Annotated in this window: 26 protein-coding genes and 1 riboswitch; of the genes, 13 read left to right on the forward strand and 13 right to left on the reverse strand. The window is 68.3% G+C overall.

From position 1 onward, the window contains the following. Positions 1 to 58: 58 nt before the first annotated feature. Entirely contained in the window at positions 59 to 883 is an 825-nt protein-coding gene (locus QOI01_RS05420) for a sulfurtransferase (protein WP_526379160.1), read from the reverse strand. A 23-nt stretch (positions 884 to 906) separates the two neighbouring features. Between QOI01_RS05420 and bluB the strand changes: the two genes are divergently transcribed. From bluB to QOI01_RS05440, 4 genes are read left to right on the forward strand one after another with little or no spacing between them, the layout of a single operon-like run. Next, positions 907 to 1,605, forward strand: a complete 699-nt coding sequence (gene bluB, locus QOI01_RS05425; protein ID WP_526379161.1) for a 5,6-dimethylbenzimidazole synthase — start codon at positions 907 to 909, stop codon at positions 1,603 to 1,605. Between the two features lie 19 nt (positions 1,606 to 1,624). Continuing rightward, positions 1,625 to 2,380: a LamB/YcsF family protein gene (locus QOI01_RS05430; RefSeq protein ID WP_526379184.1), complete on the forward strand. Its 756-nt coding sequence runs from the start codon at positions 1,625 to 1,627 to the stop codon at positions 2,378 to 2,380. Next, a complete protein-coding gene (locus QOI01_RS05435; RefSeq protein WP_526379162.1) occupies positions 2,380 to 3,300 on the forward strand; it encodes an MBL fold metallo-hydrolase in 921 nt (306 codons plus the stop codon). Before QOI01_RS05430 ends, QOI01_RS05435 begins: the two co-directional genes overlap by 1 nt. After that, positions 3,297 to 4,535: an SLC13 family permease gene (locus tag QOI01_RS05440; RefSeq protein WP_526379185.1), complete on the forward strand. Its 1,239-nt coding sequence runs from the start codon at positions 3,297 to 3,299 to the stop codon at positions 4,533 to 4,535. Before QOI01_RS05435 ends, QOI01_RS05440 begins: the two co-directional genes overlap by 4 nt. Before the next feature lie 26 nt (positions 4,536 to 4,561). Here the strand turns inward: QOI01_RS05440 and rlmB are convergent, their stop codons facing one another. The 4 genes from rlmB to carD are packed head-to-tail and all read right to left on the reverse strand — an operon-like array spanning position 4,562 to position 7,976. Next, positions 4,562 to 5,500 (reverse strand): 23S rRNA (guanosine(2251)-2'-O)-methyltransferase RlmB, encoded by a 939-nt coding sequence (gene rlmB, locus QOI01_RS05445; protein ID WP_526379163.1) that lies wholly within the window; start codon positions 5,498 to 5,500, stop codon positions 4,562 to 4,564. 37 nt (positions 5,501 to 5,537) lie between these two features. Continuing rightward, positions 5,538 to 6,962 (reverse strand): cysteine--tRNA ligase, encoded by a 1,425-nt coding sequence (gene cysS / locus QOI01_RS05450; RefSeq protein ID WP_526379164.1) that lies wholly within the window; start codon positions 6,960 to 6,962, stop codon positions 5,538 to 5,540. A gap of 29 nt (positions 6,963 to 6,991) precedes the next feature. Continuing rightward, on the reverse strand, positions 6,992 to 7,468 hold the full coding sequence (gene ispF, locus QOI01_RS05455; RefSeq protein WP_526379165.1) for a 2-C-methyl-D-erythritol 2,4-cyclodiphosphate synthase: 477 nt from the start codon (positions 7,466 to 7,468) through the stop codon (positions 6,992 to 6,994). Between the two features lie 19 nt (positions 7,469 to 7,487). Next, positions 7,488 to 7,976: an RNA polymerase-binding transcription factor CarD gene (carD, locus tag QOI01_RS05460; RefSeq protein ID WP_526379166.1), complete on the reverse strand. Its 489-nt coding sequence runs from the start codon at positions 7,974 to 7,976 to the stop codon at positions 7,488 to 7,490. Positions 7,977 to 8,336: 360 nt separating this feature from the next. On the opposite strand from carD, the gene QOI01_RS05465 reads away from it, so the two are divergent. The 4 genes from QOI01_RS05465 (at position 8,337) to QOI01_RS05480 (ending at position 11,960) form a co-directional block, all read left to right on the forward strand. Continuing rightward, positions 8,337 to 8,930, forward strand: a complete 594-nt coding sequence (locus tag QOI01_RS05465) for a copper chaperone PCu(A)C domain-containing protein (protein WP_526379167.1) — start codon at positions 8,337 to 8,339, stop codon at positions 8,928 to 8,930. A 47-nt stretch (positions 8,931 to 8,977) separates the two neighbouring features. Next, complete coding sequence (radA, locus tag QOI01_RS05470; protein ID WP_526379168.1) at positions 8,978 to 10,372, forward strand: DNA repair protein RadA; 1,395 nt, start codon at positions 8,978 to 8,980, stop codon at positions 10,370 to 10,372. Positions 10,373 to 10,403: 31 nt separating this feature from the next. After that, positions 10,404 to 11,522 (forward strand): DNA integrity scanning diadenylate cyclase DisA, encoded by a 1,119-nt coding sequence (gene disA, locus QOI01_RS05475; RefSeq protein WP_526379169.1) that lies wholly within the window; start codon positions 10,404 to 10,406, stop codon positions 11,520 to 11,522. 303 nt (positions 11,523 to 11,825) lie between these two features. Continuing rightward, positions 11,826 to 11,960 (forward strand): hypothetical protein, encoded by a 135-nt coding sequence (locus QOI01_RS05480; protein WP_526379170.1) that lies wholly within the window; start codon positions 11,826 to 11,828, stop codon positions 11,958 to 11,960. 16 nt (positions 11,961 to 11,976) lie between these two features. Here the strand turns inward: QOI01_RS05480 and QOI01_RS05485 are convergent, their stop codons facing one another. Continuing rightward, a complete protein-coding gene (locus tag QOI01_RS05485) occupies positions 11,977 to 12,762 on the reverse strand; it encodes a hypothetical protein (RefSeq protein ID WP_526379171.1) in 786 nt (261 codons plus the stop codon). Between the two features lie 60 nt (positions 12,763 to 12,822). Beyond that, positions 12,823 to 13,443 (reverse strand): carbonic anhydrase, encoded by a 621-nt coding sequence (locus QOI01_RS05490; protein WP_526379172.1) that lies wholly within the window; start codon positions 13,441 to 13,443, stop codon positions 12,823 to 12,825. Between the two features lie 25 nt (positions 13,444 to 13,468). Between QOI01_RS05490 and QOI01_RS05495 the strand changes: the two genes are divergently transcribed. Both QOI01_RS05495 and lipJ read left to right on the forward strand, forming a co-directional pair. Next, positions 13,469 to 14,380 carry an iron-sulfur binding domain-containing protein gene (locus QOI01_RS05495; RefSeq protein WP_526379173.1) on the forward strand — a complete coding sequence of 304 codons (912 nt, stop codon included), beginning with the start codon at positions 13,469 to 13,471 and terminating at the stop codon, positions 14,378 to 14,380. A gap of 9 nt (positions 14,381 to 14,389) precedes the next feature. After that, positions 14,390 to 15,739 carry a bifunctional lipase/adenylate cyclase LipJ gene (lipJ, locus tag QOI01_RS05500; protein ID WP_526379174.1) on the forward strand — a complete coding sequence of 450 codons (1,350 nt, stop codon included), beginning with the start codon at positions 14,390 to 14,392 and terminating at the stop codon, positions 15,737 to 15,739. Between the two features lie 21 nt (positions 15,740 to 15,760). Here lipJ and QOI01_RS05505 read toward each other — a convergent pair whose 3' ends face one another. Next, positions 15,761 to 16,732 carry a GlxA family transcriptional regulator gene (locus QOI01_RS05505; protein WP_526379175.1) on the reverse strand — a complete coding sequence of 324 codons (972 nt, stop codon included), beginning with the start codon at positions 16,730 to 16,732 and terminating at the stop codon, positions 15,761 to 15,763. Positions 16,733 to 16,803: 71 nt separating this feature from the next. Here QOI01_RS05505 and QOI01_RS05510 point away from each other — a divergent pair, with 71 nt between their 5' ends. Then, positions 16,804 to 17,025 carry a hypothetical protein gene (locus QOI01_RS05510; protein ID WP_526379176.1) on the forward strand — a complete coding sequence of 74 codons (222 nt, stop codon included), beginning with the start codon at positions 16,804 to 16,806 and terminating at the stop codon, positions 17,023 to 17,025. Here QOI01_RS05510 and QOI01_RS05515 read toward each other — a convergent pair. Beyond that, complete coding sequence (locus QOI01_RS05515) at positions 16,999 to 17,769, reverse strand: alpha/beta fold hydrolase (protein WP_526379177.1); 771 nt, start codon at positions 17,767 to 17,769, stop codon at positions 16,999 to 17,001. The genes QOI01_RS05510 and QOI01_RS05515 overlap by 27 nt on opposite strands. A gap of 60 nt (positions 17,770 to 17,829) precedes the next feature. Here QOI01_RS05515 and mhuD point away from each other — a divergent pair, with 60 nt between their 5' ends. Both mhuD and QOI01_RS05525 read left to right on the forward strand, forming a co-directional pair. Continuing rightward, positions 17,830 to 18,141 carry a mycobilin-forming heme oxygenase MhuD gene (gene mhuD, locus QOI01_RS05520; protein WP_526379178.1) on the forward strand — a complete coding sequence of 104 codons (312 nt, stop codon included), beginning with the start codon at positions 17,830 to 17,832 and terminating at the stop codon, positions 18,139 to 18,141. A 50-nt stretch (positions 18,142 to 18,191) separates the two neighbouring features. Next, positions 18,192 to 19,550, forward strand: a complete 1,359-nt coding sequence (locus QOI01_RS05525; protein WP_526379179.1) for a serine hydrolase — start codon at positions 18,192 to 18,194, stop codon at positions 19,548 to 19,550. On the opposite strand, the gene QOI01_RS05530 is transcribed toward QOI01_RS05525, so the two are convergent. From QOI01_RS05530 to QOI01_RS05545, 4 genes are all read right to left on the reverse strand, one after another. Beyond that, entirely contained in the window at positions 19,543 to 20,100 is a 558-nt protein-coding gene (locus QOI01_RS05530) for a histidine phosphatase family protein (RefSeq protein ID WP_526379180.1), read from the reverse strand. The genes QOI01_RS05525 and QOI01_RS05530 overlap by 8 nt on opposite strands. 30 nt (positions 20,101 to 20,130) lie before the next feature. Beyond that, entirely contained in the window at positions 20,131 to 20,934 is an 804-nt protein-coding gene (locus tag QOI01_RS05535) for a CbtA family protein (protein ID WP_526379181.1), read from the reverse strand. Between the two features lie 25 nt (positions 20,935 to 20,959). Then, on the reverse strand, positions 20,960 to 21,175 hold the full coding sequence (locus tag QOI01_RS05540) for a CbtB domain-containing protein (protein ID WP_526379182.1): 216 nt from the start codon (positions 21,173 to 21,175) through the stop codon (positions 20,960 to 20,962). Continuing rightward, positions 21,159 to 21,318, reverse strand: a riboswitch (cobalamin riboswitch). Its footprint overlaps the gene before it by 17 nt. A 96-nt stretch (positions 21,319 to 21,414) precedes the next feature. Next, on the reverse strand, positions 21,415 to 21,831 hold a 417-nt coding region (locus QOI01_RS05545), incomplete at its 5' end, for a ClpB D2-like domain containing protein (RefSeq protein ID WP_526379183.1).

Below are 21,831 nucleotides of genomic sequence, written 5' to 3' on the forward strand. Positions count from 1 at the left end.
CCCGGCGAATCGGGGATTTCCCTATAGTCCTGCGCCAAGCGACCCCTCGAGCCCCGAGTCAGGGTCCGGTGGCCACCCGGCGCAGGGGTTCGGCACACCATTGCGACCACGACCCGGGGAACAGCGCGGCATCCACCCCGAGCACGGCCAGGGCGGCCACCGCCACCGACGCGGTGACACCCGACCCGCAGTACGCGCCGTCCGCGTCGCCAAGGGCCATCGCGAGATCGGTGTCCGCGCGGAATGCGCCTGCGGCGTCCAGGAGCGAGGTACTGGGCACGTTCAGGGCGCCGGGGATGTGGCCCGCCACCGGATCGACGGGTTCGACGTCGCCGCGGAACCGTTCCGGCGCCCGGGCATCGATCAGCCGGGCACCGAGTGCCGCCGCGCCGTCGGCGTCAATGGTCGGCATCCCGCCCGCGTAGAGATCGTCGTGGGAGACGACGACACCGCCCGGTTCGGGAGCGACCGGGCCGGTCTCCAACCCGCCACCCGATTCGGTCCAGGCGGCCAGACCGCCGTCGAGGATCCGCACGTCGGACAGACCCGCCGCCTTCAGCACCCACCAGGCGCGTGCCGAGCCCGCACGATTCCAGTCGTCGTAGGCCACGACCGTGGTCCCCGGACCGATCCCCCACCGCCGCGCTGCAGCCTCGATGACGGACCCGGACGGCAGCGGGTGCCTGCCCCTTCCAGTCACGGCGTGGTCGGTCAGGTCGTCCTCGAGGGACACGTAGACCGCGCCGGGAACGTGGGCCGCCTCGTAGGCCGCCCGGCCGTCCGGCTGCGTCAGCTGCCAGCGGACGTCCAAGATTGTCACGGCCACACCACTGGCGACCAGCCGCTCGAGTTCGGTTGCGGTGACCAGCACCTCGGCGCGCATGCCACGAACGTACGCTGGCCCGCGTGGATGAGCACGCGTTCAGCGCGGACGAACGGCGAGCCGTGTACCGGGCCATTGCGGAGCGCCGCGACATGCGCAGGTTCGTGCCGGGCGCGGTGGTGCCCGAAGACGTCCTGACCCGATTGCTGCAGGCGGCGCATGCCGCGCCCAGCGTCGGGCTCATGCAGCCGTGGCGCTTCATCCGCATCACCGACCACGCGCTGCGACGGCAGATCCACGGCCTGGTCTCCGAGGAGCGCCTGCGCACCGCGGCCGCACTGGGACCACGCGCCGACGAGTTCCTCGGCCTCAAGGTGGAGGGCGTCCTCGAGTGCGCCGAACTCTTCGTGGTCGCGCTCGGCGACGATCGCGCCCGTCACGTCTTCGGCCGCCGCACCCTCCCACACATGGACCTCGCCTCGGTGTCGTGCGCCATCCAGAATCTGTGGCTGGCCGCGCGGGCGGAAGGCCTCGGGATGGGGTGGGTGTCGATCTTCGATCCCGATCGTCTCGGCGCCCTGTTGGGCATGCCCGACGACGCAGAGTCAGTGGCGGTCCTCTGCCTCGGCCCGGTTCCCGAGTTCCCCGACCGGCCCGCCCTGGAGATCGACCGGTGGACGCTTGGGCGCCCGCTGGCGGAATTCGTCTCGGAGAACGGCTGGTCGACGCCACCCGTGCTGATCCCCCGGTCGCTCCGCTCCCGCCCGCCGTGCCCACCGTAGGCTTGCCGTCGTGTCCTCTGTGACCATCGACCTCAACGCCGACCTTGGCGAGGGTTTCGGGGTGTGGCGACTCGGCGACGACGACGCCATGCTCGACGTCGTCACCAGTGCGAACGTCGCGTGCGGTTTCCACGCGGGAGACCCCGCCGGACTGGCGCGCACCTGTCGGGCCGCGGCGGATCGCGGCGTCCGCATCGGTGCGCAGGTGAGCTACCGCGATCTCGCAGGCTTCGGCCGCCGCTACATCGACATGAACGCCGAGGACCTCACCGCGGACGTGATGTATCAGATCGGCGCACTGCAGGCCCTCGCCTCCGCCGCGGGTTCGAGTGTCGGCTACGTCAAACCCCATGGTGCGTTGTACAACACGATCGTGACCGACCGCGGCCAGGCCGACGCCGTCGCGGCGGCCGTACATGCCGTCGACCCCGGCCTGCCGGTGCTGGGACTGGCTGGCTCGGAGTTCTTCGCGGCGGCAAACGAACTCGGCCTGCGCACCGTGCCAGAGGCGTTCGCCGACCGCGCCTACCGGCCCGACGGGCAACTGGTGTCGCGACGCGAACCCGGTGCGGTGCTGCACGACGTCGGCCACATCGCGGACCGAGTGGCGGCGATGGTCGGCCGCGGCAGGGTCGACGCGGTGGACGGATCGGTGATCCCCATCGCCGTGGAATCTGTTTGCGTGCATGGTGATTCACCTGGCGCGGTGTTGATCGCCAGTGCCGTCCGCGACCGCCTGACCGCCGATGGCGTCGTGTTGAGAGCATTCGCCTGATGAGGTTGAAGCTCGGGCGGCCCGACCTGCACGACTACGTCGACTTCTTCGACCAACCCGCCGCGACGACGCAATCGCCGCTGACCGTCTCGTGGGCCGGTGTCACCACGCTGCTGATCGACGACGGCGAGTCGGCGCTAGTGACGGACGGGTTCTTCTCCCGCCCAAGGCTGTTGACGGTCGGCACGCGCAAACTCAGCCCGTCGCTCCCACGCATCGACGGCTGCCTGACCCGACTCGGCGTCGAGCGCCTCGACGCCGTCCTGCCCGTACACACCCACTTCGACCATGCGATGGACTCCGCGACCGTCGCCGAACGCACGGGCGCCAAGCTGGTGGGCGGCGCCTCGGCCGCGCACCTCGGCCGCGGCGCGGGACTGCCCGACGACCGGCTCGTCGTCGTCACACCGGGCGACCCAGTGTCGTTGGGAGCCTACGACGTAACCCTCATCGTCGGCGACCACTGCCCGCCGGACCGCTTTCCCGGCGTCATCACCTCGCCGGTCGTGCTGCCGGTGAAGGCGACGGCATACCGGTGCGGTGAATCGTGGTCGACGCTGATTCACCACCGGCCGACGGACCGGCGGCTACTCGTCGTGGGCAGCGCGGGGTTCGTCCCGGGCGCCCTGAGCGGACGGCGGGCCGACGTCGTCTACCTCGGCGTCGGGCAACTGGGCCTGCAGCCGGAGCGCTACGTCGTCGACTACTGGAACGAGACGGTGCGCGCGGTCGGTGCGCGCCGCGTCGTGCTCATCCACTGGGACGACTTCTTCCGTCCGCTGCACGAGCCACTGCGCGCCCTGCCGTACGCCGGTGACGATCTCGACGCGTCGATGCGGGTGCTGACACGCCTGGCGCGCGAAGACGCCGTGCCCCTTCATCTTCCGACGCTCTGGCAACGCGCTGACCCGTGGATCTGACGCTGGCGCTGGCGGCGCTGGCCGTTGTCCTGACCTTCGCCATGTTGCGGCCACGGGGTTGGCCGGAGGCCGTCGCAGCGGTTCCCGCCGCCGGGTTGTTGATCGCCATCGGTGCCGTGTCGGTCGACGACGCCCTCGGCGAGGTCAAGGAACTGCTGCCCGTCGTCGGGTTCCTCGCCGCCGTCCTGGTGCTGGCGAAGCTATGTGACGACGAGGGGCTGTTCCACGCCGCCGGGGTGGCCATGGCCCGTCGAAGCAACGGCGAACCGAAGCGGCTGATGGGCACCGTCTTCGTCATCGCCGCCACGACAACCGCCGTCCTGAGTCTGGACGCCACCGTCGTGCTGTTGACCCCCGTCGTGCTGGCCACCGCGCGGACGCTTGGCATTTCGTCGCGGCCGCACGCCTACGCCAGCGCCCACCTGGCCAACAGCGCGTCGCTGCTGCTCCCGGTGTCCAACCTGACCAACCTGCTCGCCTTCGGCGCGGCCGGCCTCACCTTCGCCCACTTCAGCGCTGTGATGGCCCTGCCTTGGATCCTCGCGATCGCCGCGGAATACCTGCTGTTGCGCTGGTGCTTCCGGCGCGAGCTCGCCGGGACGCCGGCGGTCCGCGCGGCCCCGCCCCCCGCGGAGATGCCGGTCTTCGTGCTCGTCGTGCTCGGGTTGACGCTGGCCGGATTCGCGGTGACGTCGTTCTTCGGCGCGTCCCCCGCCTGGGCGGCTCTGGCGGGCGCCGTGGTGCTCGGGGTGCGCGGACTTCTCCGGCGCCGCACCACGCTGACCGGGATCGCGGTGTCCGCCAACGTGCCGTTCCTCGCCTTCGTGCTGTGCCTCGGCGTGGTGGTGACCGCGGTGATGCGGCACGGGCTCGACGACGCGATGCGCCACGTGCTGCCGAGCGGGACCACGTTGCCTGCGCTGCTTGGCATCGCGGTCGCCGCAGCGCTGCTGTCCAACGTCGTCAACAATCTGCCCGCGGTGCTGGTGCTGCTGCCCCTGGTCACCGCCATGGGGCCTGCTGCGGTGCTGGCGGTGTTGATCGGCGTGAACGTCGGTCCCAACCTGACCTACCCGGGATCGTTGTCGAACCTGTTGTGGCGTTCCGTCGTTCAACGCGAACGCGTGTCGGCGGGTTTTCTGGAGTTCAGCCGCGTCGGGCTGGTCACCGTCCCGGTGACATTAATCGTGTCCGTGCTGGGCCTGTGGGCCGGAGTCCAATTGTTCGGGGTCTGAAGTCGACGGCCGTGCCGACCGCGGGCCTAGCGCCTCTGACGCGCGACCTCGGCCAGCACCACGCCTGCCGCGACCGACGCGTTGAGCGACTCGGTCGGTCCGGCCATCGGGATCGACACGATCGCGTCGCAGTTCTCGCGCACCAGCCTGGACAGGCCCTTGCCCTCTGAGCCGACGACGACGACCATCGGGCCGCTGCAGTCGAGTTCATCGAGCTGGGTGTCACCGTTCGCATCCAGACCCACCACGTGCAGGCCCTCGTTCTTCCAACTCTGCAGCGTTCGGGTCAGGTTGGTGGCGCGCCCGACCCGCAGCCGCGCTGCGGCGCCCGCGCTGGTGCGCCAGGCCACTGCCGTCACCGACGCCGACCTTCGCTGCGGGATCAGCACGCCGTGGCCGCCGAACGCCGAGACCGATCGGACGATCGCACCGAGGTTGCGCGGGTCGGAGATGTTGTCCAGCGCCACCAGCAGAGCAGGCGTCGCATCCGCTGTCGCCGCCCGCAGGAGGTCGTCGGGATGCGCGTACTCGTACGGCGGCACCTGTAGCGCGACGCCCTGATGCAGGCCGTTCGCGCTCAGCCGATCCAGGTCGTGCTTCTGCACCTCCATGATGGCGATGCCCGCGTCGGCAGCCCGCGTCACGGACTCGGTCAGGCGCTCGTCGGACTCGGTTCCGAGCACGACGTAGAGCGCCGTGGCGGGCACCCCGGCGCGCAGGCACTCCAGCACCGGGTTGCGGCCAAGCACGATCTCAGTCTCGTCGGTCTTCTTGTGACGACCCTGCTGCTTGCGCGCGGCGGTCGCGGCCCGCTTGCCAGCCGGGTGGTGGGGCCGTGCGTGCGCAGGAGGAGTCGCGCCCTTGCCCTCGAGCCCGCGCCGGCGCACGCCACCGGAGCCCACCGTCGGCCCCTTCTTGGTGCCGTCCTTGCGCACTGCGCCGCGGCGCTGCGAATTGCCTGCCATCACTCTGCTCCCTGGTCGACCTTCGCCGACGTGGTCCTCATGTCGCCCTTGCCGACTTGGCGTCTCCGTCGAGGAGCGTCCATTGCGGTCCATCGGCGGTGTCGGTGACATCGATGCCGGCCGCCTTCAGGCGGTCGCGAATCTCGTCTGCCTGAGCCCAGTTTCGTTGTTCACGGGCTTCCTGACGACCGGCCAGTGCCCACTGCACCAGTTCGTCGATTGCCGCGAGCGCCGCGGACGTCTCGTCGCGCGACTCCCACCTCTCGTCCAGCGGATCGCAGCCGAGTATGCCCATCATGGCCCGGATCGAGCGTGCATGCACCATCGCGGTGTCGTGGTCGCCAGAGTCGAGCGCACGGTTGCCCTCCGCACGTGCGGCATGAACCTCGGCCAGCGCCGTCGGTACCGCGAGGTCGTCGTCGAGGGCGGCGGCGAACTTCTCGGTCCACTCACCCGGCACCACGGTGCCCACCCGGTTGCTGACGCGGTGCAGGAAGTCCTCGACTCCGGTGTAGGCCTTGACCGCATCCTGCAGCGCGGTCTCGGAGAACTCCAGCATCGAGCGGTAGTGCGCACTGCCGAGGTAATAGCGGAGCTCCGCGGCCCGGACACGTTGCAGCACGGCGGGAATCGCCAGAACGTTACCCAGCGACTTGCTCATCTTCTCGCCACCCATGGTGACCCAGCCGTTGTGCAGCCAGTACCTGGCGAAGTCGTCGCCGGCCGCCCGCGCCTGGGCGATCTCGTTCTCGTGGTGGGGGAAGACGAGGTCCATCCCGCCCGCGTGGATGTCGAACGCCTGGCCCAGGTACGTCTCGCACATCGCGACGCATTCGGTGTGCCAGCCGGGCCTGCCGGGACCCCACGGCGTTGGCCACGACGGCTCCCCGGGCTTGGCACCCTTCCAGAGGGTGAAGTCGCGGGGGTCGCGCTTGCCGGTCGCGACGCCCTCACCCTGATGCACGTCGTCGATCCGGTGCCCGGACAGCCGGCCGTAGTCGGGATAACTCAGGACGTCGAAGTAGACGTCGCCGCCACCGGAGTAGGCATGTCCCGCCGCGAGCAAGCGTTCGATGAGCTCGATCATCTGGGTGACGTGACCGGTGGCGCGCGGTTCGGCCGACGGGGGAAGGACGCCGAGCGCGTCGTACGCCGCGGTGAACGCCCTCTCGAAAGTGGCTGCCCACTCCCACCACGGTCGACCGGCATCGGCGGCCTTGTTGAGGATCTTGTCGTCGATGTCGGTGACGTTGCGGATGAAGGCGACGTCGAAGCCCTTCGCCGTCAACCAACGACGCAGGACGTCGAAGGCCACTCCGCTGCGGACGTGCCCGATGTGCGGAAGGCCTTGAACGGTGGCGCCACAGAGGTAGATCGACGCGTGCCCGTCGCGCAGCGGGGTGAAGTCACGCACGACACCCGTCATGGTGTCGTGCAGTCGCAGCCCGGCGTGTTCGGTCACAACGGGCCAGCTTACCGGCCCGTTCGACCTCAATCGCCAACACCGATCACCAAAGCGGTCGCAATGGCCGCCAGGCCTTCTCCACGACCGGTCAGCCCGAGGCCGTCGGTAGTGGTCGCCGATACCGACACCGGCGCGCTTAGAAGTTCGGAGAGCAGTTGTTGCGCCTCGACGCGACGAGGACCGACCTTGGGCCTGTTGCCGATGACCTGAACGGCTGCATTGCCCACTCGGAAGCCCTCCGCGGACAGCAGTTCGTGCACATGGCGCAACATGTCCGCACCGCTGACACCCCGCCATTCGTCACGCTCGGTGCCGAACACGCTGCCGACATCGCCGAGACCCGCCGCACTGAGCAGAGCGTCACACAGGGCGTGCGCGGCGACGTCGCCGTCGGAATGTCCCGCACAACCGTCGGCGTCGTCGAAGGGCAGGCACAGCAGCCAGCACGGCCGCCCCACCTCGATGGGATGTACGTCGGTGCCAAGACCGATCCTCGGCACCATGTCTAGAGCGCCTGAAATGTCAGGAAGCGGCGGCCAGAACCTCGTCGAGGATGATCATGGCCTTCTCTTCGTTGGTGTTCTCAGCCAAGGCGAGTTCACCAACGAGAATCTGCCGCGCCTTGGCCAGCATGCGCTTCTCGCCTGCGGACAGCCCGCGTTCCTGGTCACGACGCCAGAGGTCGCGGACGACCTCGGCCACCTTGTTCACGTCACCGGAGGCCAGCTTCTCGAGGTTCGCCTTGTAGCGACGCGACCAGTTGGTCGGCTCCTCGGTATGCGGGGCGCGCAGCACCTGGAAGACCTTGTCGAGACCCTCCTGGCCCACCACGTCGCGAACGCCGACATACTCGGCGTTGTCTGCGGGAACTCGAACGGTGAGATCGCCCTGAGCGACCTTCAGGACGAGATACTCCTTCGCCTCGCCCTTGATGGTCCGGGTTTCGATCGCCTCGATCAACGCAGCACCGTGATGTGGATAGACAACGGTGTCTCCGACCTTGAAAATCATCAGATTCGAGCCCCTTTCACAACCCAATGTTAGCACGCGAGTTGGACACACGTTGCGCAACGGTGCAGGTCAGGGGCACAGTAGGTGAAGAGTGGGGGTTGACAGGGTGGCGAATCCGTGCAACGCGTACGTGTTTCGGCAAACCCCGGTCAACCGATCCGACGACCCGTTCGGGCGCGTGCCGGTGGCCCCCGTGACTTCGCGCGGACCCCTCCCACGGCGAGGCCCGGCCGACGATCGCTGCGATGACGGGCCACCCGCCCGCCCTCGGCTTCCGCGTCCCTCCGCTACCTACTACTCTGCATAGTCGACACACGGGACGCCCGTCACGGTCGTTTCGTCGCCCAGCAGGAGGCTCGAGTGACGCTCTTCGAATCGCGGACTTCCGCAGCCGCACTGGCCGCTTGCGGTCTATCCGCCGTCATCGCCCTGTCCGGCTGCAGCGCGGGCCAGATCGCCCAGACCGCCAGCCAGCAGCCCGCCGTCAACGGCACCTTGGCATGGGTCGGCGACCCCACCACCGGCGTCGCGCTGCGCAATCTGCACGTGCGCGCTCCCCAGTCCGGTGACTACGTGCGGCCGGGCAGTGATGCCGAACTGCTCTTCGTCGCCGTGAACGAATCGGTCGAGAAGCCCGACCGGCTGGTGTCCGTCACGTCGAACATCGGCACGGTCAACCTCACCGGCGACCTCCGGGTGCCCGCAGGCGGAACCCTGATCGTCGGGACGCCTGACGGCACGCCCAGTGCGCTCGACGCCACCGAAGGAGCCGATACCGCAGAGGCCACCGTGGCGCTCACTCAGCCGATCAGCAACGGGCTCAACTACCCGTTCACGTTCACGTTCGAGCGGTCGGGCCAGAAGGAGGTCGTGGTGCCGATCTCCGCGGGTGAGTCCCCCCGTCGCGGGGCCGCGGTCGAGGCTGGCGGCGAAGCCGACACGGCCGGGCACTAGCGCCCCGTCGTCACGCTTCTGTCGGTGCTGGCGGATACCGTCAGCACGTGACGAAGGCTGGTTCGAAGGTGCGTGCGCAGCATCGCTGCTCGGAGTGCCACCACGTCACCGCGAAGTGGGTCGGACGGTGTCCGGATTGCGGTAGCTGGGGCACGGTGGACGAGGTCGCTGTCCTGACGCCGGTAACGGGTTCGGCTCCTGGCTCGCCCCTGGGCAGGGCCATCGCGCCCGCGTCGCCAGCGGTCCCCATCAGCTCGATCGACCCCGGCTCGACGCGACACTTCCACACCGGCGTCAGTGAGCTCGACCGGGTGCTCGGCGGCGGCCTCGTCCCCGGCTCGGTGACACTTCTGGCCGGCGATCCCGGAGTCGGCAAGTCGACGCTGCTGCTCGAGGTCGCGCACCGTTGGGCGCAATCCGGCCGCCGCGCCCTGTACCTCTCCGGTGAGGAATCTGCGGGTCAGATCCGGATGCGCGCGGAGCGCACCGGCTGCAGTCACGACGAGGTGTTCCTCGCAGCCGAGTCCGATCTGCAGACCGCGCTCGGCCACATCGAACAGGTGCGCCCGTCGCTCATCGTCGTCGACTCGGTGCAGACCATGTCGACCACGGAAGCTGACGGCGTAACCGGTGGCGTCACCCAGGTGCGCGCGGTCACCACGGCGTTGACGACGGCCGCGAAGACCACCGGCGTCGCGATCATCCTCGTCGGGCACGTGACCAAGGACGGCGCGATCGCCGGGCCACGGTCCCTTGAGCACCTCGTCGACGTCGTCCTGCACTTCGAGGGTGACCGCTCCTCAGCCCTCCGGATGGTGCGCGGAGTGAAGAACCGTTTCGGCGCCGCCGACGAGGTCGGCTGTTTCCTGTTGCACGACAACGGAATCGAATGCGTCGCCGATCCATCGGGTTTGTTCCTGGACCAGCGGCCACAACCCGTCTCCGGCACCGCGGTGACGGTAACCCTCGACGGCAAGCGACCACTCATCGGTGAGGTGCAGGCGCTCATCGGCTCGGCCACCGCGTCGAATCCGCGCCGGGCAGTCAGCGGCATCGACTCGGCCCGAGCGGCGATGATCACCGCGGTACTCGAGAAGCGGGCGCACCTCAACGTCGGGCAGAACGACATCTACCTGTCGACGGTCGGCGGCATGCGACTCACCGATCCGTCGTCGGATCTCGCGGTCGCGCTGGCAATCGCGTCGGCCTACGCCGACATCGCGATGCCCACCACCGTGGTGGCGATAGGCGAGGTCGGTTTGGCAGGCGACCTCCGCAGGGTGACCGGCATGGACCGCCGCCTCGCCGAGGCGGCCCGGCTGGGCTTCACCTGCGCCGTCGTACCGCCAGGCGTGAAGGACGCGCCCACCGGTCTGAGCGTGATGTCCGCCGACAACATCTCGGGGGCATTGCAGGTGCTCAGGACCATCGCTGAAATGTAAGAGACAATGGCGGCCAGACCAAGAAGGGGTGATGGCCGTGAAGGCTGCCAGAACAGGGCGCGGCAACGTCGTACAACTCGCTCGCCCGACGCTGCGGGAGACCCTGGGACAGCTGGCGCCGGGAACCGCCCTTCGCGACGGGCTTGAGCGCATTCTGCGTGGTCGCACCGGCGCCCTGATCGTGCTCGGCTACGACGACACGGTCGAGGCCATCTGTGACGGCGGATTCGCGCTGGACGTCGCCTACGCGCCGACGCGGCTGCGCGAGCTGTCCAAGATGGACGGCGCCGTGGTGCTGTCCAGCGACGGCACCCGCATCCTGCGTGCCAACGTCCAGCTCGTACCCGACCCGTCGATCCCCACCGACGAATCGGGCACTCGCCACAGGTCTGCAGAGCGCACGGCGGTGCAGACCGGTTATCCGGTGGTGTCCGTGAGCCATTCGATGAGCATCGTCACCGTGTACGTCGCAGGCGAGCGGCACGTCGTGCCCGATTCCGCGACCATCCTGTCGCGTGCCAACCAGACCATCGCCACGTTGGAGCGCTACAAGGCGCGCCTCGACGAGGTCAACCGGCAGCTCTCGACGGCCGAGATCGAGGACTTCGTAACACTGCGGGACGTCATGACCGTGGCGCAGCGGCTGGAGATGGTGCGTCGCATCAGCCTCGAGATCGACGCGGACGTCGTAGAACTCGGCACCAACGGGCGCCAGCTCAAACTGCAGCTCGAGGAACTGGTCGGTGACAACGACACGGCCCGCGAGTTGATCGCACGCGACTACCACGCCAACCCGGATCCGCCATCGACCGCGCAGGTGACCGCGACGTTGGACGAGCTCGACACCCTCAGTGACAACGAGCTCCTCGACTTCACCGCGCTGGCGAGGGTCTTCGGCTACCCGTCGACGCTCGAGGCCCAGGACTCGGCGATGAGCTCACGGGGATACCGCGCGATGGCGGGAATTCCGCGGTTGCAGTTCGCGCACGTCGATCTGCTGGTCCGGTCGTTCGGCTCACTGCAGGGAGTGCTGGCTGCGAGCGCCAACGATCTGCAGTCCGTGGACGGCATCGGGTCGATGTGGGCCCGCCACATCCGTGAGGGCCTATCCCAGCTCGCCGAGTCGACGATCGCCGACCAGCTGGCCTGAGCGCACCGTGAGAACCCTCCACGTGGTGGTCCATCCTCAGGCGACCCATCACCGCTGACGCGATTGTTGGCCCAGGCCGAACTGAAAGGATGCCCCTCACGAGGTGGACATTCTGACCCCAGCCGTGGAAAGAGCCACGTCCGAAACCGTACGAGTTGGTGAAGGTTTAGCAAAGGTTCCGTGAATCACGGTTGGCGGCGGCGTCATCGGCCTCGGTGGTGCCGACGACGTCGGCAAATCGGGACAGCAGTCCCCACAACTGTCCGGATGACATCCTCGCGGTGGCGGGGCAAGCGTCTGGGAGTGACCCGCGAAAGGGCTATGGACAATCATGTTGGTCCGCAACTGATCACGCTCGATGCCACCGAGGATTCATCCGGTCAACGAAGCGGCGGCGACTACGACGGTGGTGGCCGCCGCTTCAACCTGCTCACTTGACAGGCTGCTCCCCAGATCAGCCCGCAGGTGCGGGCGCAGGCGTCGCCGCCGCGGGCGGCGGAGCATCCCCGGCCGGCGGAGCATCGCCCGGCGCGGGTGCAGCCGGTTCGGCAAGGACGAACGGCACCGTCGTCGAACGCAGGTTGCCCAATTGCACCACCAAGTTGTAGGTGCCCGGACCGATCGGCTGACGTGGCAGCGGGCAGTTCGCCGCCGATCCCATTCCGGTCCAGGTGACCTCCGTGGTCACCTGCTCACCCGGGTTGAATGTCTTGACGAGCGTCTCGTTGGACGGTGCGCAGTCGAGGTTGGACCACAGGCGGTTGTTGTCGAGGCCGTAGACGTAGGCCGCCAGCACGGCGGCGCCGACGTCACGCTTGCACGCCACCAGACCGATGTTGGTGACGACCATCGTGAACTTCGGCTGGTCGCCGACCACGTAGTCGGGCTGGCTCGTGACGCCCTTGACCGCCAACGTGGAGTCGGGGCAGTCATCGCCCTCCTTGAGGACCGGAGGCGGGACGACAGCCGAGACGGGTGTCGGAGTCGGCGGCGGGGCCTGCTGGGCAGGCGGCAGAATGGGGGTCTTGACCTCGGGGTTCTCACCGGGAAGCGGGGTAGGGGCGGCGCTGGACGTGGCGGCCTGCTGAGCCGGGGCTTCTCCGCCGGTGCTGTTGGTGAAGACCACGATGGCGATGACGATCACGATGACGAGGACTAGCGCCCCGACTCCTAGCGCGAGAAACCGCCTGCGCCGGTAGATCTCCGGCGGCAACGGGCCAAGCGGTTCGGTTTCCAGCACGAATACCACGGTAAGGGCAGGTCACGCCATGGCGTCCGACCTCGCTCGGCGTGTCGCGCGTCAGCCTGCGCCGATATCGCCGACGGAATCGCGCAGGACCACCTGCCCGTCGGCCAATTGATAGGTCACGCCCGCGATCGCCAGCGTGCCGGAGTCGATCCCATCGGCGACGGCCCTCGAGCGGCCGACCAGCTGTTTGGCGGTTTCCGTGACGTGCCTGGCTTCGAATTCGTCGACACGGGTCAGCCCTTCCTTCCGGCCGAGCAAGATCGACGGCGTGACGCGTTCGACGATGTCGAGCACGTAGCCGCCCGGCACGACGCCCTCGTCGAGCGCGGCCAGGGTTGCCTTGACCGCCCCGCAGTTGTCGTGTCCCAGCACCACGACGAGAGGCACGTGAAGCACCGTGACCGCGTACTCGATGGAACCGAGCACTGCGGAATCCAGCACGTGACCGGCGGTCCGCACGACGAACATGTTGCCGAGCCCCTGATCGAAGATGATCTCGGCCGCCACCCGGCTGTCGGCGCAGCCGAACACCACCGCGGTGGGCTTCTGCCCCTCGGCCAGGCTGGCCCGATATTGGATGCTCTGACTTGGATGCGCGGGCGTTCCTGCGACGAATCGGTCGTTACCCTCCCGTAGTGCCTTCCATGCGGTTACCGGGCTCGTGTGTGGCATGGGCACATTCTGCCTGGAGTAGTCCGTGACGGTCGACGCGAACGAGCTGCTCCGGTGGTACGAGGCCGCCCAGCGTGACCTGCCGTGGCGGCGGGCCGGGGTGTCGCCGTGGCAGATCCTGGTCAGCGAGTTCATGTTGCAGCAGACGCCCGTCGCCAGGGTCGAGCCGATCTGGCGCGACTGGGTGGCCCGGTGGCCGACGCCATCCGCCACCGCCGCGGCAAGCGCCGCCGACGTGTTGCGCGCATGGGGGAAGCTCGGCTACCCACGCCGGGCAAAGCGGTTGCACGAGTGCGCGACGGCGATCGCGGCCGAGCACGGCGACGTGGTGCCCGACGACGTGGACGCTTTGCTCGCACTGCCTGGCGTAGGCACGTACACGGCACGGGCGATCGCGTGTTTCGCCTATGGCAAGCGGGTGCCCGTCGTCGACACCAACGTCCGGCGGGTCGTCGCCAGGGCCGTGCATGGGAGGGCGGACTCGCCTTCCAGCGTCCGCGATCTCGCCGACGTCGACGCGCTGATGCCCAATGACTCACGCGCACCACGCTTTTCGGCGGCGTTGATGGAACTCGGCGCGACCGTGTGCACGGCTCGTTCACCCCACTGTGGACTGTGTCCGTTGAGTGTCTGCGCGTGGCGGTCGGCAGGCTTCCCGCCGTCGGCTGAGCCCGCCCGCCGGGTCCAGCGCTACGCGGGCACCGATCGCCAGGTTCGCGGACGGTTGTTGGATGTGTTGCGCGCCAACGATGCTCCGGTCGACAGGGCGCAGTTGGACGTGGCCTGGCTGTCGGACACCGCACAACGCGATCGGGCGCTCGGCTCGTTGCTGACCGACGGTCTGGTCGAGCAGACCCCCGACGGCCTGTTCGCGCTTGCCGGCGAGGGCGGGGGCGGCGCGGTGGAATCCGGGCCGCCGAACGCCCAGGTGAACTAGCCTGGGAGCGTGGCCGTACCCGTTTCGCGGGCTCCGCGGACCCGGTACGCGTCGCGGGGCGATCTGGACATCGCCTACCAGGTGATCGGCGACGGACCGGTGGACCTGGTCGCCATGCCAGGACCCTTCGTGCCGATCGACTCGATCGACTCCGAGCCGTCGATGTACCGGTTCTACCGGCGCCTGTCGTCGTTCTGCCGGGTGATTCGGTTCGATCATCGCGGCATGGGAATGTCGTCTCGCATCGGCGCGGACAAGATCACCCCGGCGTGCTGGGCCGAGGATGCGCTCGCGGTCATGGACGCCGTCGGCTGCGAGAGTGCCACGATCTTCGCGTCGGGATTCACCGCGATGAGCGCGCTCTTCCTGGCGGCCGACCGTCCCGAACGGGTGGCCAACCTGGTGCTGATCAACGGATCTGCCCGAGTGCTGTGGGCCCCCGACTACGAGGCCGGAACCCACCCCCGCGCCGCCACTCCGTTCACCTCGGTGGCGATGGAGCCCGACGCCGTCGAGCTGGGCGTCGACGTGCTCGGGGTGATGGCCCCATCGGTTGCCCACGACCAGGCGTTCCGGACGTGGTGGGACGCCGCGGGCAACCGCGCCGCCTCCCCGAGCATGGCCCGCAGATCCAGCCAGGCGCTCGTCGACGCCGATGCGCGGGACAGGCTTCCCCTCGTCACCTCACCAACCCTGATCATGCATCGCAAGGACTCCACGTTCGTCGGGGTGGAACACGGCCGGTATCTCGCCAAGCACATCGCGGACGCCCGCTACGTCGAGCTACCCGGCGCGGACACCCTGTACTGGGTCGGCGACACGATGCCCATTCTCGCCGAGATCGAGGAGTTCATCACCGGGTCGCGAGGCGGCTCGGACGCCGAACGCGTGCTCACGACGATCGTGTTCACCGACATCGTCGGATCGACGCAGCGGGCCGCCGCGCTCGGTGACGACCACTGGCGCGATCTGCTCGACAGCCACGACAACCTGGTGCGCCGAGCGTTGCGGCGCTTCGGCGGTCGCGAAGTCAACACGGCCGGTGACGGTTTCGTCGCGACGTTCAGCAGCCCCAGTGTCGCGCTGGACTGTGCCGAGCAGGTCGTCGACGCGGTCCGGACGCTCGGCCTCGAGGTGCGGGTCGGCATTCATGCGGGTGAGGTCGAAGTGCGCGGCCAGGACATCGCGGGCATGGCGGTGCACATCGGCGCGAGGGTCGCGGCACTGGCAGGCCCTGGCGAAGTACTGGTGTCGTCGACGGTGCGCGAGATAGTGACTGGCTCGCACCGGACGTTCACCGACCGCGGCGAGCACGAGCTCAAGGGCGTTCCCGGCCACTGGTGCCTCTACGCCCCTTGATCGCGACGCTGCAGAGCCTGACTAAGCCGTTGCCGCGCAACCGGAATCATCGCAGGAGAACCTGCGGCGGTAATCCGACGGTGTGACGCCGATGACCCGACGGAAGTGGTGCCGCAACAACGTGGCGGTGCCGAAACCCGACCTGTCGGCCACACGATCGATGTCGAGATCGGTCTCCTCGAGCAACCGCCTGGCATAGAGCACGCGCTGATCGGTGACCCACTGCATCGGCGTACGCCCGGTCTCGTCGACGAACCTGCGCGCGAAGGTCCGTGCCGACATGCTGGCGCGCTTCGCGAGGGTCGCGACCGTGTGCGGCTGGTCCAGGTTGACTAGAATCCAATCCAGATGTGGCGCAAACCCTTCCGAGCATCGGACCGGAATCGGTTGGTCGATGTACTGGCGCTGGCCGCCGTCACGCTGGGGCGGCACGACCATCCGGCGGGCGATGGTGTTGGTTACCTCGCTGCCGAGTTCGCGTCGCACCAGGTGCAGGCAGGCGTCGATTCCCGCGGCCGTGCCTGCGCTGGTGATGAGGTTGCCGTCGTCGACGAACAGGACGTTGCGGTCGACCTCCGCCGTGGGATACAGCGCCGCCAGTGCGTCGGCATGCATCCAGTGGGTGGTGCACTTGCGTCCGTCCAGGAGCCCGGCCGCACCGACCACGAACGCACCGGAGCAGACGGTCAGGATGATCGATCCCGATTCGGCGGCTGCGCGGACCGCGTCGAGCGCCGCCCGGGGGTAGTCGGGCCCCGCGATGGCCGGAATGGCCACGAGGTCTGCACCGACGAGGGCGTCGAACCCATGATCGGGGATCAGGGATGCGCCGACCGTCATGCGGAGTGGCCTACCCGGCTCCGGGCCGCAGATCTTGAACTCGAAGTTGGGCACGCCTTCGGCGGTGCGGTCGATGCCGAAGACCTCGCAGATGACGCCGAACTCGAAGGGCGCCACCCCGTCCAGCACCAGCACGGACACAGTCTCAATCATGGCAGTATCTTAACGCACCGGGACAGTCCTGCCACTGTTGGCGGAATATCTCCGCGCGAACAATTGCTGCCATGAACGTGATACTCGCCTTCCTCGTCCTGTCCTCTCCATTCGCCATCGCCGCCCTGCTGAGCTGGAGCACCCACCGCAACGACGCAGTGCATGCCAGCCTGCTGAAGGAATACGGCGATCGCGACTACTACCGCGTGTGGCACGACGTCGAGGCCGCCCGCACCCGCTTCGAACGCAATCCCTCGTGGCCTGCTTCAGGCGTGACGGGAGAACGTCGTTAGGAACCGCTCCACCGCGTCGCGGTAGTCGGCAGTGGCGTCGTCGTGAACGAGGTGACCGGCGCCGGGCACGTGCAGATACGTGGCCCGGTGGCCCGTTTCGCCCATCCGCCTCATCTGCCCGGGCGGGGTGACGCCGTTGCCCGCTTCGATCAGCAGGGCGGGCGCCCGGACACCGCGCCACTGCCGCCAGTACTCGCGGGTCCCCCATTCGGCGGCGATCTCCACCCAGCGCGCGGTGTGACCGTGCAACCGCCAACCCGTCTCCGTGCGGTCGAAGGCCTCGAGGAAGTAGCGCCCGGCCACGGGTCCGAACTCGTCGAAAATCTCTTGCTCGGCGGCGAATTCGGTCGGTAGCGCGTGGATCCACGGCTCCCATGGACCCGTCGTGCGCCCCAGGAAGTCGGGCGCCATGTCCTCGACGACGAGTGCGGTCACCAGGTCGGGTCGTGTCGCGGCGAGACACCACGAGTGCAGGCCCCCCATCGAATGTCCGATCAACGTCGCGGGCCGCCCGAGTTCGGCGACGGCGTCGGCGAGATCGGCGACGAACCGCTCGGTGCTCACCGGATGCGGGTCTTCGACGTCCCTCCCGCGGTGCCACGGCGCGTCGTAGGTGTACACCTCTCCCAGCCCGGCCAGCCACGGCGTCTGCCTGGACCACGTGGTGCCGCGCCCCATCAGCCCGTGTACCAGCACGATGGGCTCGCCTTCGCCTCCGCGGCTCGTCAGCAATGGGGTACGCATGCCCGACATCTTGCAGCAGCGGGAGGCGGTCGAAGATAACGGGACGGTAACCTTGGGCCCATGTCCGTCGTAAAGATCAACGCCATCGAGGTTCCACCCGACGCAGGCCCCGAGTTGGAGAAGCGGTTCGCCAACCGTGCACACGCCGTCGACAACCAGCCGGGCTTCCTTGGGTTTCAGCTGCTACGCCCGGTCAAGGGCGAGAGCCGTTACTTCGTGGTGACGCAGTGGGAGTCCGACGAGGCGTTCCAGGCCTGGGCCAGCGGCCCGGCGGTCGAAGCACACGCGGGCCAGCGCGCGAATCCGGTGGCCTCGGGTGCCTCACTTCTCGAGTTCGAGGTCGTGTTGGACGTTCAGCGGGCAGGAGCGTAGCGACTTGGGGATCGCCGGCGGGCAGGAGCGTAGCGACTTGGGGTTGGTCGATGTTGCGGGGACCGGCACGAAGGCATAGCCGGGTGGGACGACGGGCGGCAGGGATCGCGGTCACCCTCGTCGTCGCCCTGGCTTGCGGATGCGCCCATACCGGCCCGGCCGCGCCGGCCGAGGCCGCCTACGGCGCTCACATCGACACCAACACCCCACAGGGTCTGCGCGCCAAGCAGACCGTCGACATGCTGAACTCCAACTGGCCCATCGGCACCGTCGGAGTGGCCACGCTGGCCATTCCCACGAAGGTCGACGACGTGGCGTTCACCATGGACAGAATGTGGTGGGACCGTCCCTTCACCGTCTCCGGCATCGACGTCGGCGCGGGACAAGCGACCCTGCACCTTCTGACGTCCTACGGCGTCGGCCAGGACATCGAGCTGCGCACCAACGACGCCGGGCTGGTCGACCGCTTCGAGGTCACGCTGCGGAAGCCGGTGATCAAGCAGTGGTCGGACATCGATGCGGTGCTGACCAAGGCAGGCGCCCGCTACTCGTATCAGGCGTCGAAGGTCACCGACGGCAAGTGCACGACGGTGGCGGGCAGCAATCTCGATGACGCGCTGCCACTGGCGTCGATCTTCAAGCTCTACGTTCTGCTTGCGATCGCCGATGCGGTCAACGCGGGCACGGTCGGTTGGGACGATCAGCTGACCATCACGAAGGAGGCCAAGTCCGTGGGCTCGGCGGGCCTCGACGACCTTCCCCCCGGATCGCAGGTCTCGGTGAGAAGGGCTGCACAGCAGATGATCTCGGCGAGCGACAACATGGCCACCGATCTGTTGATGGCGCGGCTCGGCCCGGGCGCCGTGGAACGCGCGCTCGCGCACGCGGGCCACCACGACCCGGCCAGCATGACGCCCTTCCCGAACACGCACGAGCTCTTCTCGGTGGGCTGGGGCGAGCCCGATCTGCGCGAGCAGTGGAAGACCGCATCACCGCAGGGCCGCGCACAGCTCATCGAGCAGACGAAAACCCGCCACTACGAACCAGATCCGGCCCGCACCCACACCCCGGCCTCGCCGTACGGCGCCGAGTGGTACGGCACTGCGGCAGACATCTGCCGGGTTCATGCCGCGCTGCAGTCGGTCGCCGTGGGACCCGCGGCACCGGTCAGGGACATCCTGTCCGCCATCCCTGGCATCGACCTCGACAAGTCGAAGTGGGGCTACATCGGCGCCAAGGGCGGAAACCTGCCAGGCGACTTGACGTTCAGCTGGTACGCCGTCGACCGGACGGGACAGCCCTGGGTGGTGAGCTTCCAGCTGAACTGGCCCACGTATCGCAGCCCGACGGCAGCGGGATGGCTGCTGTCCATCGCCCAGCAGGCGTTCGCACTCATCCAGGTCAGGTGAGCCCGGTGGAGCGCAGCGTCCACGCCTGCCCGCGCAGATGCATCACGGTCCGACTGACCGGACTGACGTCGATGCGCCAGAACGACTTCGGCGGTGCGTCGAGGGCGATCAGGATGGCGGCGCGGACGACAGCCGGATGCGTCACGGCCACCAGACGGCCGCGACGGGCGGCGAGCGTGTCCAGCCAACCGCGAACGCGTTCGACCAGAGCCGCCACCGATTCGCCACCGTGCGGCGCCTGCGCGGGGTCGGTCAGCCAGAGCGTGAGCTCGGCAGGCCCGACTCCGCCCAGTACGTTGCCGCGCCAGGATCCGTAGTTCAGATCGGCCAGCAGCGGCTCGGTCTCGGCCCGCAGGCCTAGAAGTTCGGCGGTCTGCCTGGCGCGCTTCTCGGGTGCACACACGGCGGCGTCGACGGCACCGAGGTCGGTGGTGGCGTCGACCTGTCGTTGCCCGAGTGCATTGAGCGGCTCGTCCCTGGGAAACCGCCCGGCTGCTGTCGCATCCGTCATCGCGTGCGACACGAGGGTCAGCCGGACGATCTCACTCACGTAGGTGCAATCCCCCGAGTCGCTTCGCTCCTAGCCCCGAGGAGTGACGCTCGCCCCCAGAGCGTTCCGCTTGCCGTCAAGCACCTTTGAGATCAACGCCGCGAACACCAGCCCGATGGTCACCCACATCACCACTTGCGTGCCCAGCGAGTACAGCCGGAATTCATACAGGTCGTCCGCGGGGAATACGCCGAACACGATGTTGCCTGCGTCGTCACGCAGTGGACCGGGCGTCTCGTCGATCGTCGGGAGGACCAGCATCACGACCGCGATGGCCACGATGTAGGCGCCGGCGGCGGCCAGGGTGGCGTTCCACGAGCCCAGCCTGTCGACCAGACGGCGACCGAGATAGATCGCGCCGACGAACAACGCCGCGGACAGCACCACCATCAACAGGTACAGCAGCGTGCGTTGACGGATGGTCTCGTCGAGGCTCACCGCCGGAGGGTTGGCCGGGTACTTGAGCGCTGGAACGACGTAGAGGCTGAGTAACATGCCACCCGCGACGAGCAGCGACAGGACGCGAGCGGACAGGTTGCCAACCCGGCCGTACGTCACCGCGAACACCACCGCGAACAGCGCCGCCATCGCGATGCTGAAGGCCAGCACACCGAAGCCCATCCCCACGTTCGCCTGGACACCACGGGTGAAGAGCTCAATCCCGTGGTCGTGGCCTTCGGTCCCGTGCATCGCCTCGTGCGCGGCGCCGATGCCGTCCTCATAGCCGATGGCCCGCTCGATGACGGGCTCCACGAAGATCCGGGCGAACACGAAGGCGAGTACTCCAGCGAGGGCGCCGGCCAGAAGGCCACGCCCGATGATCTGCTTTTCCATCTTCTCTTGTTCTCCAGCCAGGATGTCAGTGGCAGGGGAAGCCGAGGAGGTGGCGAGCGTCGTGAATGAACTCGTGCACGTGGGTGTCGCTGCCGAAGACCGAGGTCGCACCCTGATCCATGCCCACGAAGTAGAGCACCAGAAGGGCCAGGAAGGCGGTGGCGCTCAGCCACACCACGGCGCTTGCGGCCGATACGTCCAACGCAGGAACTGAGCTCTTACGAGCCTCGGGAGATGTCATGTCAGGTGTCCTTTCGGGAGTGCGCGTCCCGTATGCAGGTGTCGAACGTCGGGTCTGACTTTCACAGTGGCGCGACCGCTCTGGATTTTCACCAGATTCCTTCGTTCATCGATAACAGCAGCATCATAAGCACTGCAAGCCATTGAGCCTAGCGACCGGTCCCGCGGCGCCGTTTCCGAAGAGAATGGGCGGCACCCCGCGAGGGGTACCGCCCATTCTGTTGCGCGTTGCGCGCTTTGCTACTCCGTGGCGCTCGCGGTTCCTGCCGCTCCCGCCGCACCGGCCTTGGCCAGGTCCGGAGCTTCCTCGACGACGGGGCGTTGCGCGCCGACGAACGTGAACACCGCGTCCTCGCCCGCTCCCTCGCCGTCCCAGTTGTCGACGTCGACGCTGACCACCTGGCCGGGGCCGACCTCGTCGAAGAGGATCTTCTCCGACAGGGCGTCCTCGATCTCGCGCTGGATGGTCCGTCGCAACGGGCGGGCACCCAACACCGGATCGAAGCCGCGCTTGGCCAGCAGCGACTTGGCCTTGTCCGTCAGCTCCATGGTCATGTCCTTGGCCCTGAGCTGATTGCCAACCCGGTCGATCATCAGATCGACCATGCGGATGATCTCGTCCTTGGTCAGCTGGTGGAAGACGATGATGTCGTCGAT

Origin of the sequence: Mycobacterium sp., from assembly GCF_032162605.1 — a bacterium.
GTDB lineage: Bacteria > Actinomycetota > Actinomycetes > Mycobacteriales > Mycobacteriaceae > Mycobacterium.

Bases quoted from the DNA above. Each gene is read 5' to 3' on its own strand.
- QOI01_RS05420 (WP_526379160.1), bottom strand. From the start codon at position 883: ATGCGCGCCGAGGTGCTGGTCACCGCAACCGAACTCGAGCGGCTGGTC.
- QOI01_RS05435 (WP_526379162.1), top strand. From the start codon at position 2,380: ATGAGGTTGAAGCTCGGGCGGCCCGACCTGCACGACTACGTCGACTTC.
- rlmB (WP_526379163.1), bottom strand. From the start codon at position 5,500: ATGGCAGGCAATTCGCAGCGCCGCGGCGCAGTGCGCAAGGACGGCACC.
- ispF (WP_526379165.1), bottom strand. From the start codon at position 7,468: ATGGTGCCGAGGATCGGTCTTGGCACCGACGTACATCCCATCGAGGTG.
- carD (WP_526379166.1), bottom strand. From the start codon at position 7,976: ATGATTTTCAAGGTCGGAGACACCGTTGTCTATCCACATCACGGTGCT.
- disA (WP_526379169.1), top strand. From the start codon at position 10,404: ATGGCCGTGAAGGCTGCCAGAACAGGGCGCGGCAACGTCGTACAACTC.
- QOI01_RS05490 (WP_526379172.1), bottom strand. From the start codon at position 13,443: ATGCCACACACGAGCCCGGTAACCGCATGGAAGGCACTACGGGAGGGT.
- QOI01_RS05505 (WP_526379175.1), bottom strand. From the start codon at position 16,732: ATGATTGAGACTGTGTCCGTGCTGGTGCTGGACGGGGTGGCGCCCTTC.
- QOI01_RS05510 (WP_526379176.1), top strand. From the start codon at position 16,804: ATGAACGTGATACTCGCCTTCCTCGTCCTGTCCTCTCCATTCGCCATC.
- QOI01_RS05515 (WP_526379177.1), bottom strand. From the start codon at position 17,769: ATGCGTACCCCATTGCTGACGAGCCGCGGAGGCGAAGGCGAGCCCATC.
- mhuD (WP_526379178.1), top strand. From the start codon at position 17,830: ATGTCCGTCGTAAAGATCAACGCCATCGAGGTTCCACCCGACGCAGGC.
- QOI01_RS05525 (WP_526379179.1), top strand. From the start codon at position 18,192: ATGTTGCGGGGACCGGCACGAAGGCATAGCCGGGTGGGACGACGGGCG.
- QOI01_RS05535 (WP_526379181.1), bottom strand. From the start codon at position 20,934: ATGGAAAAGCAGATCATCGGGCGTGGCCTTCTGGCCGGCGCCCTCGCT.
- QOI01_RS05540 (WP_526379182.1), bottom strand. From the start codon at position 21,175: ATGACATCTCCCGAGGCTCGTAAGAGCTCAGTTCCTGCGTTGGACGTA.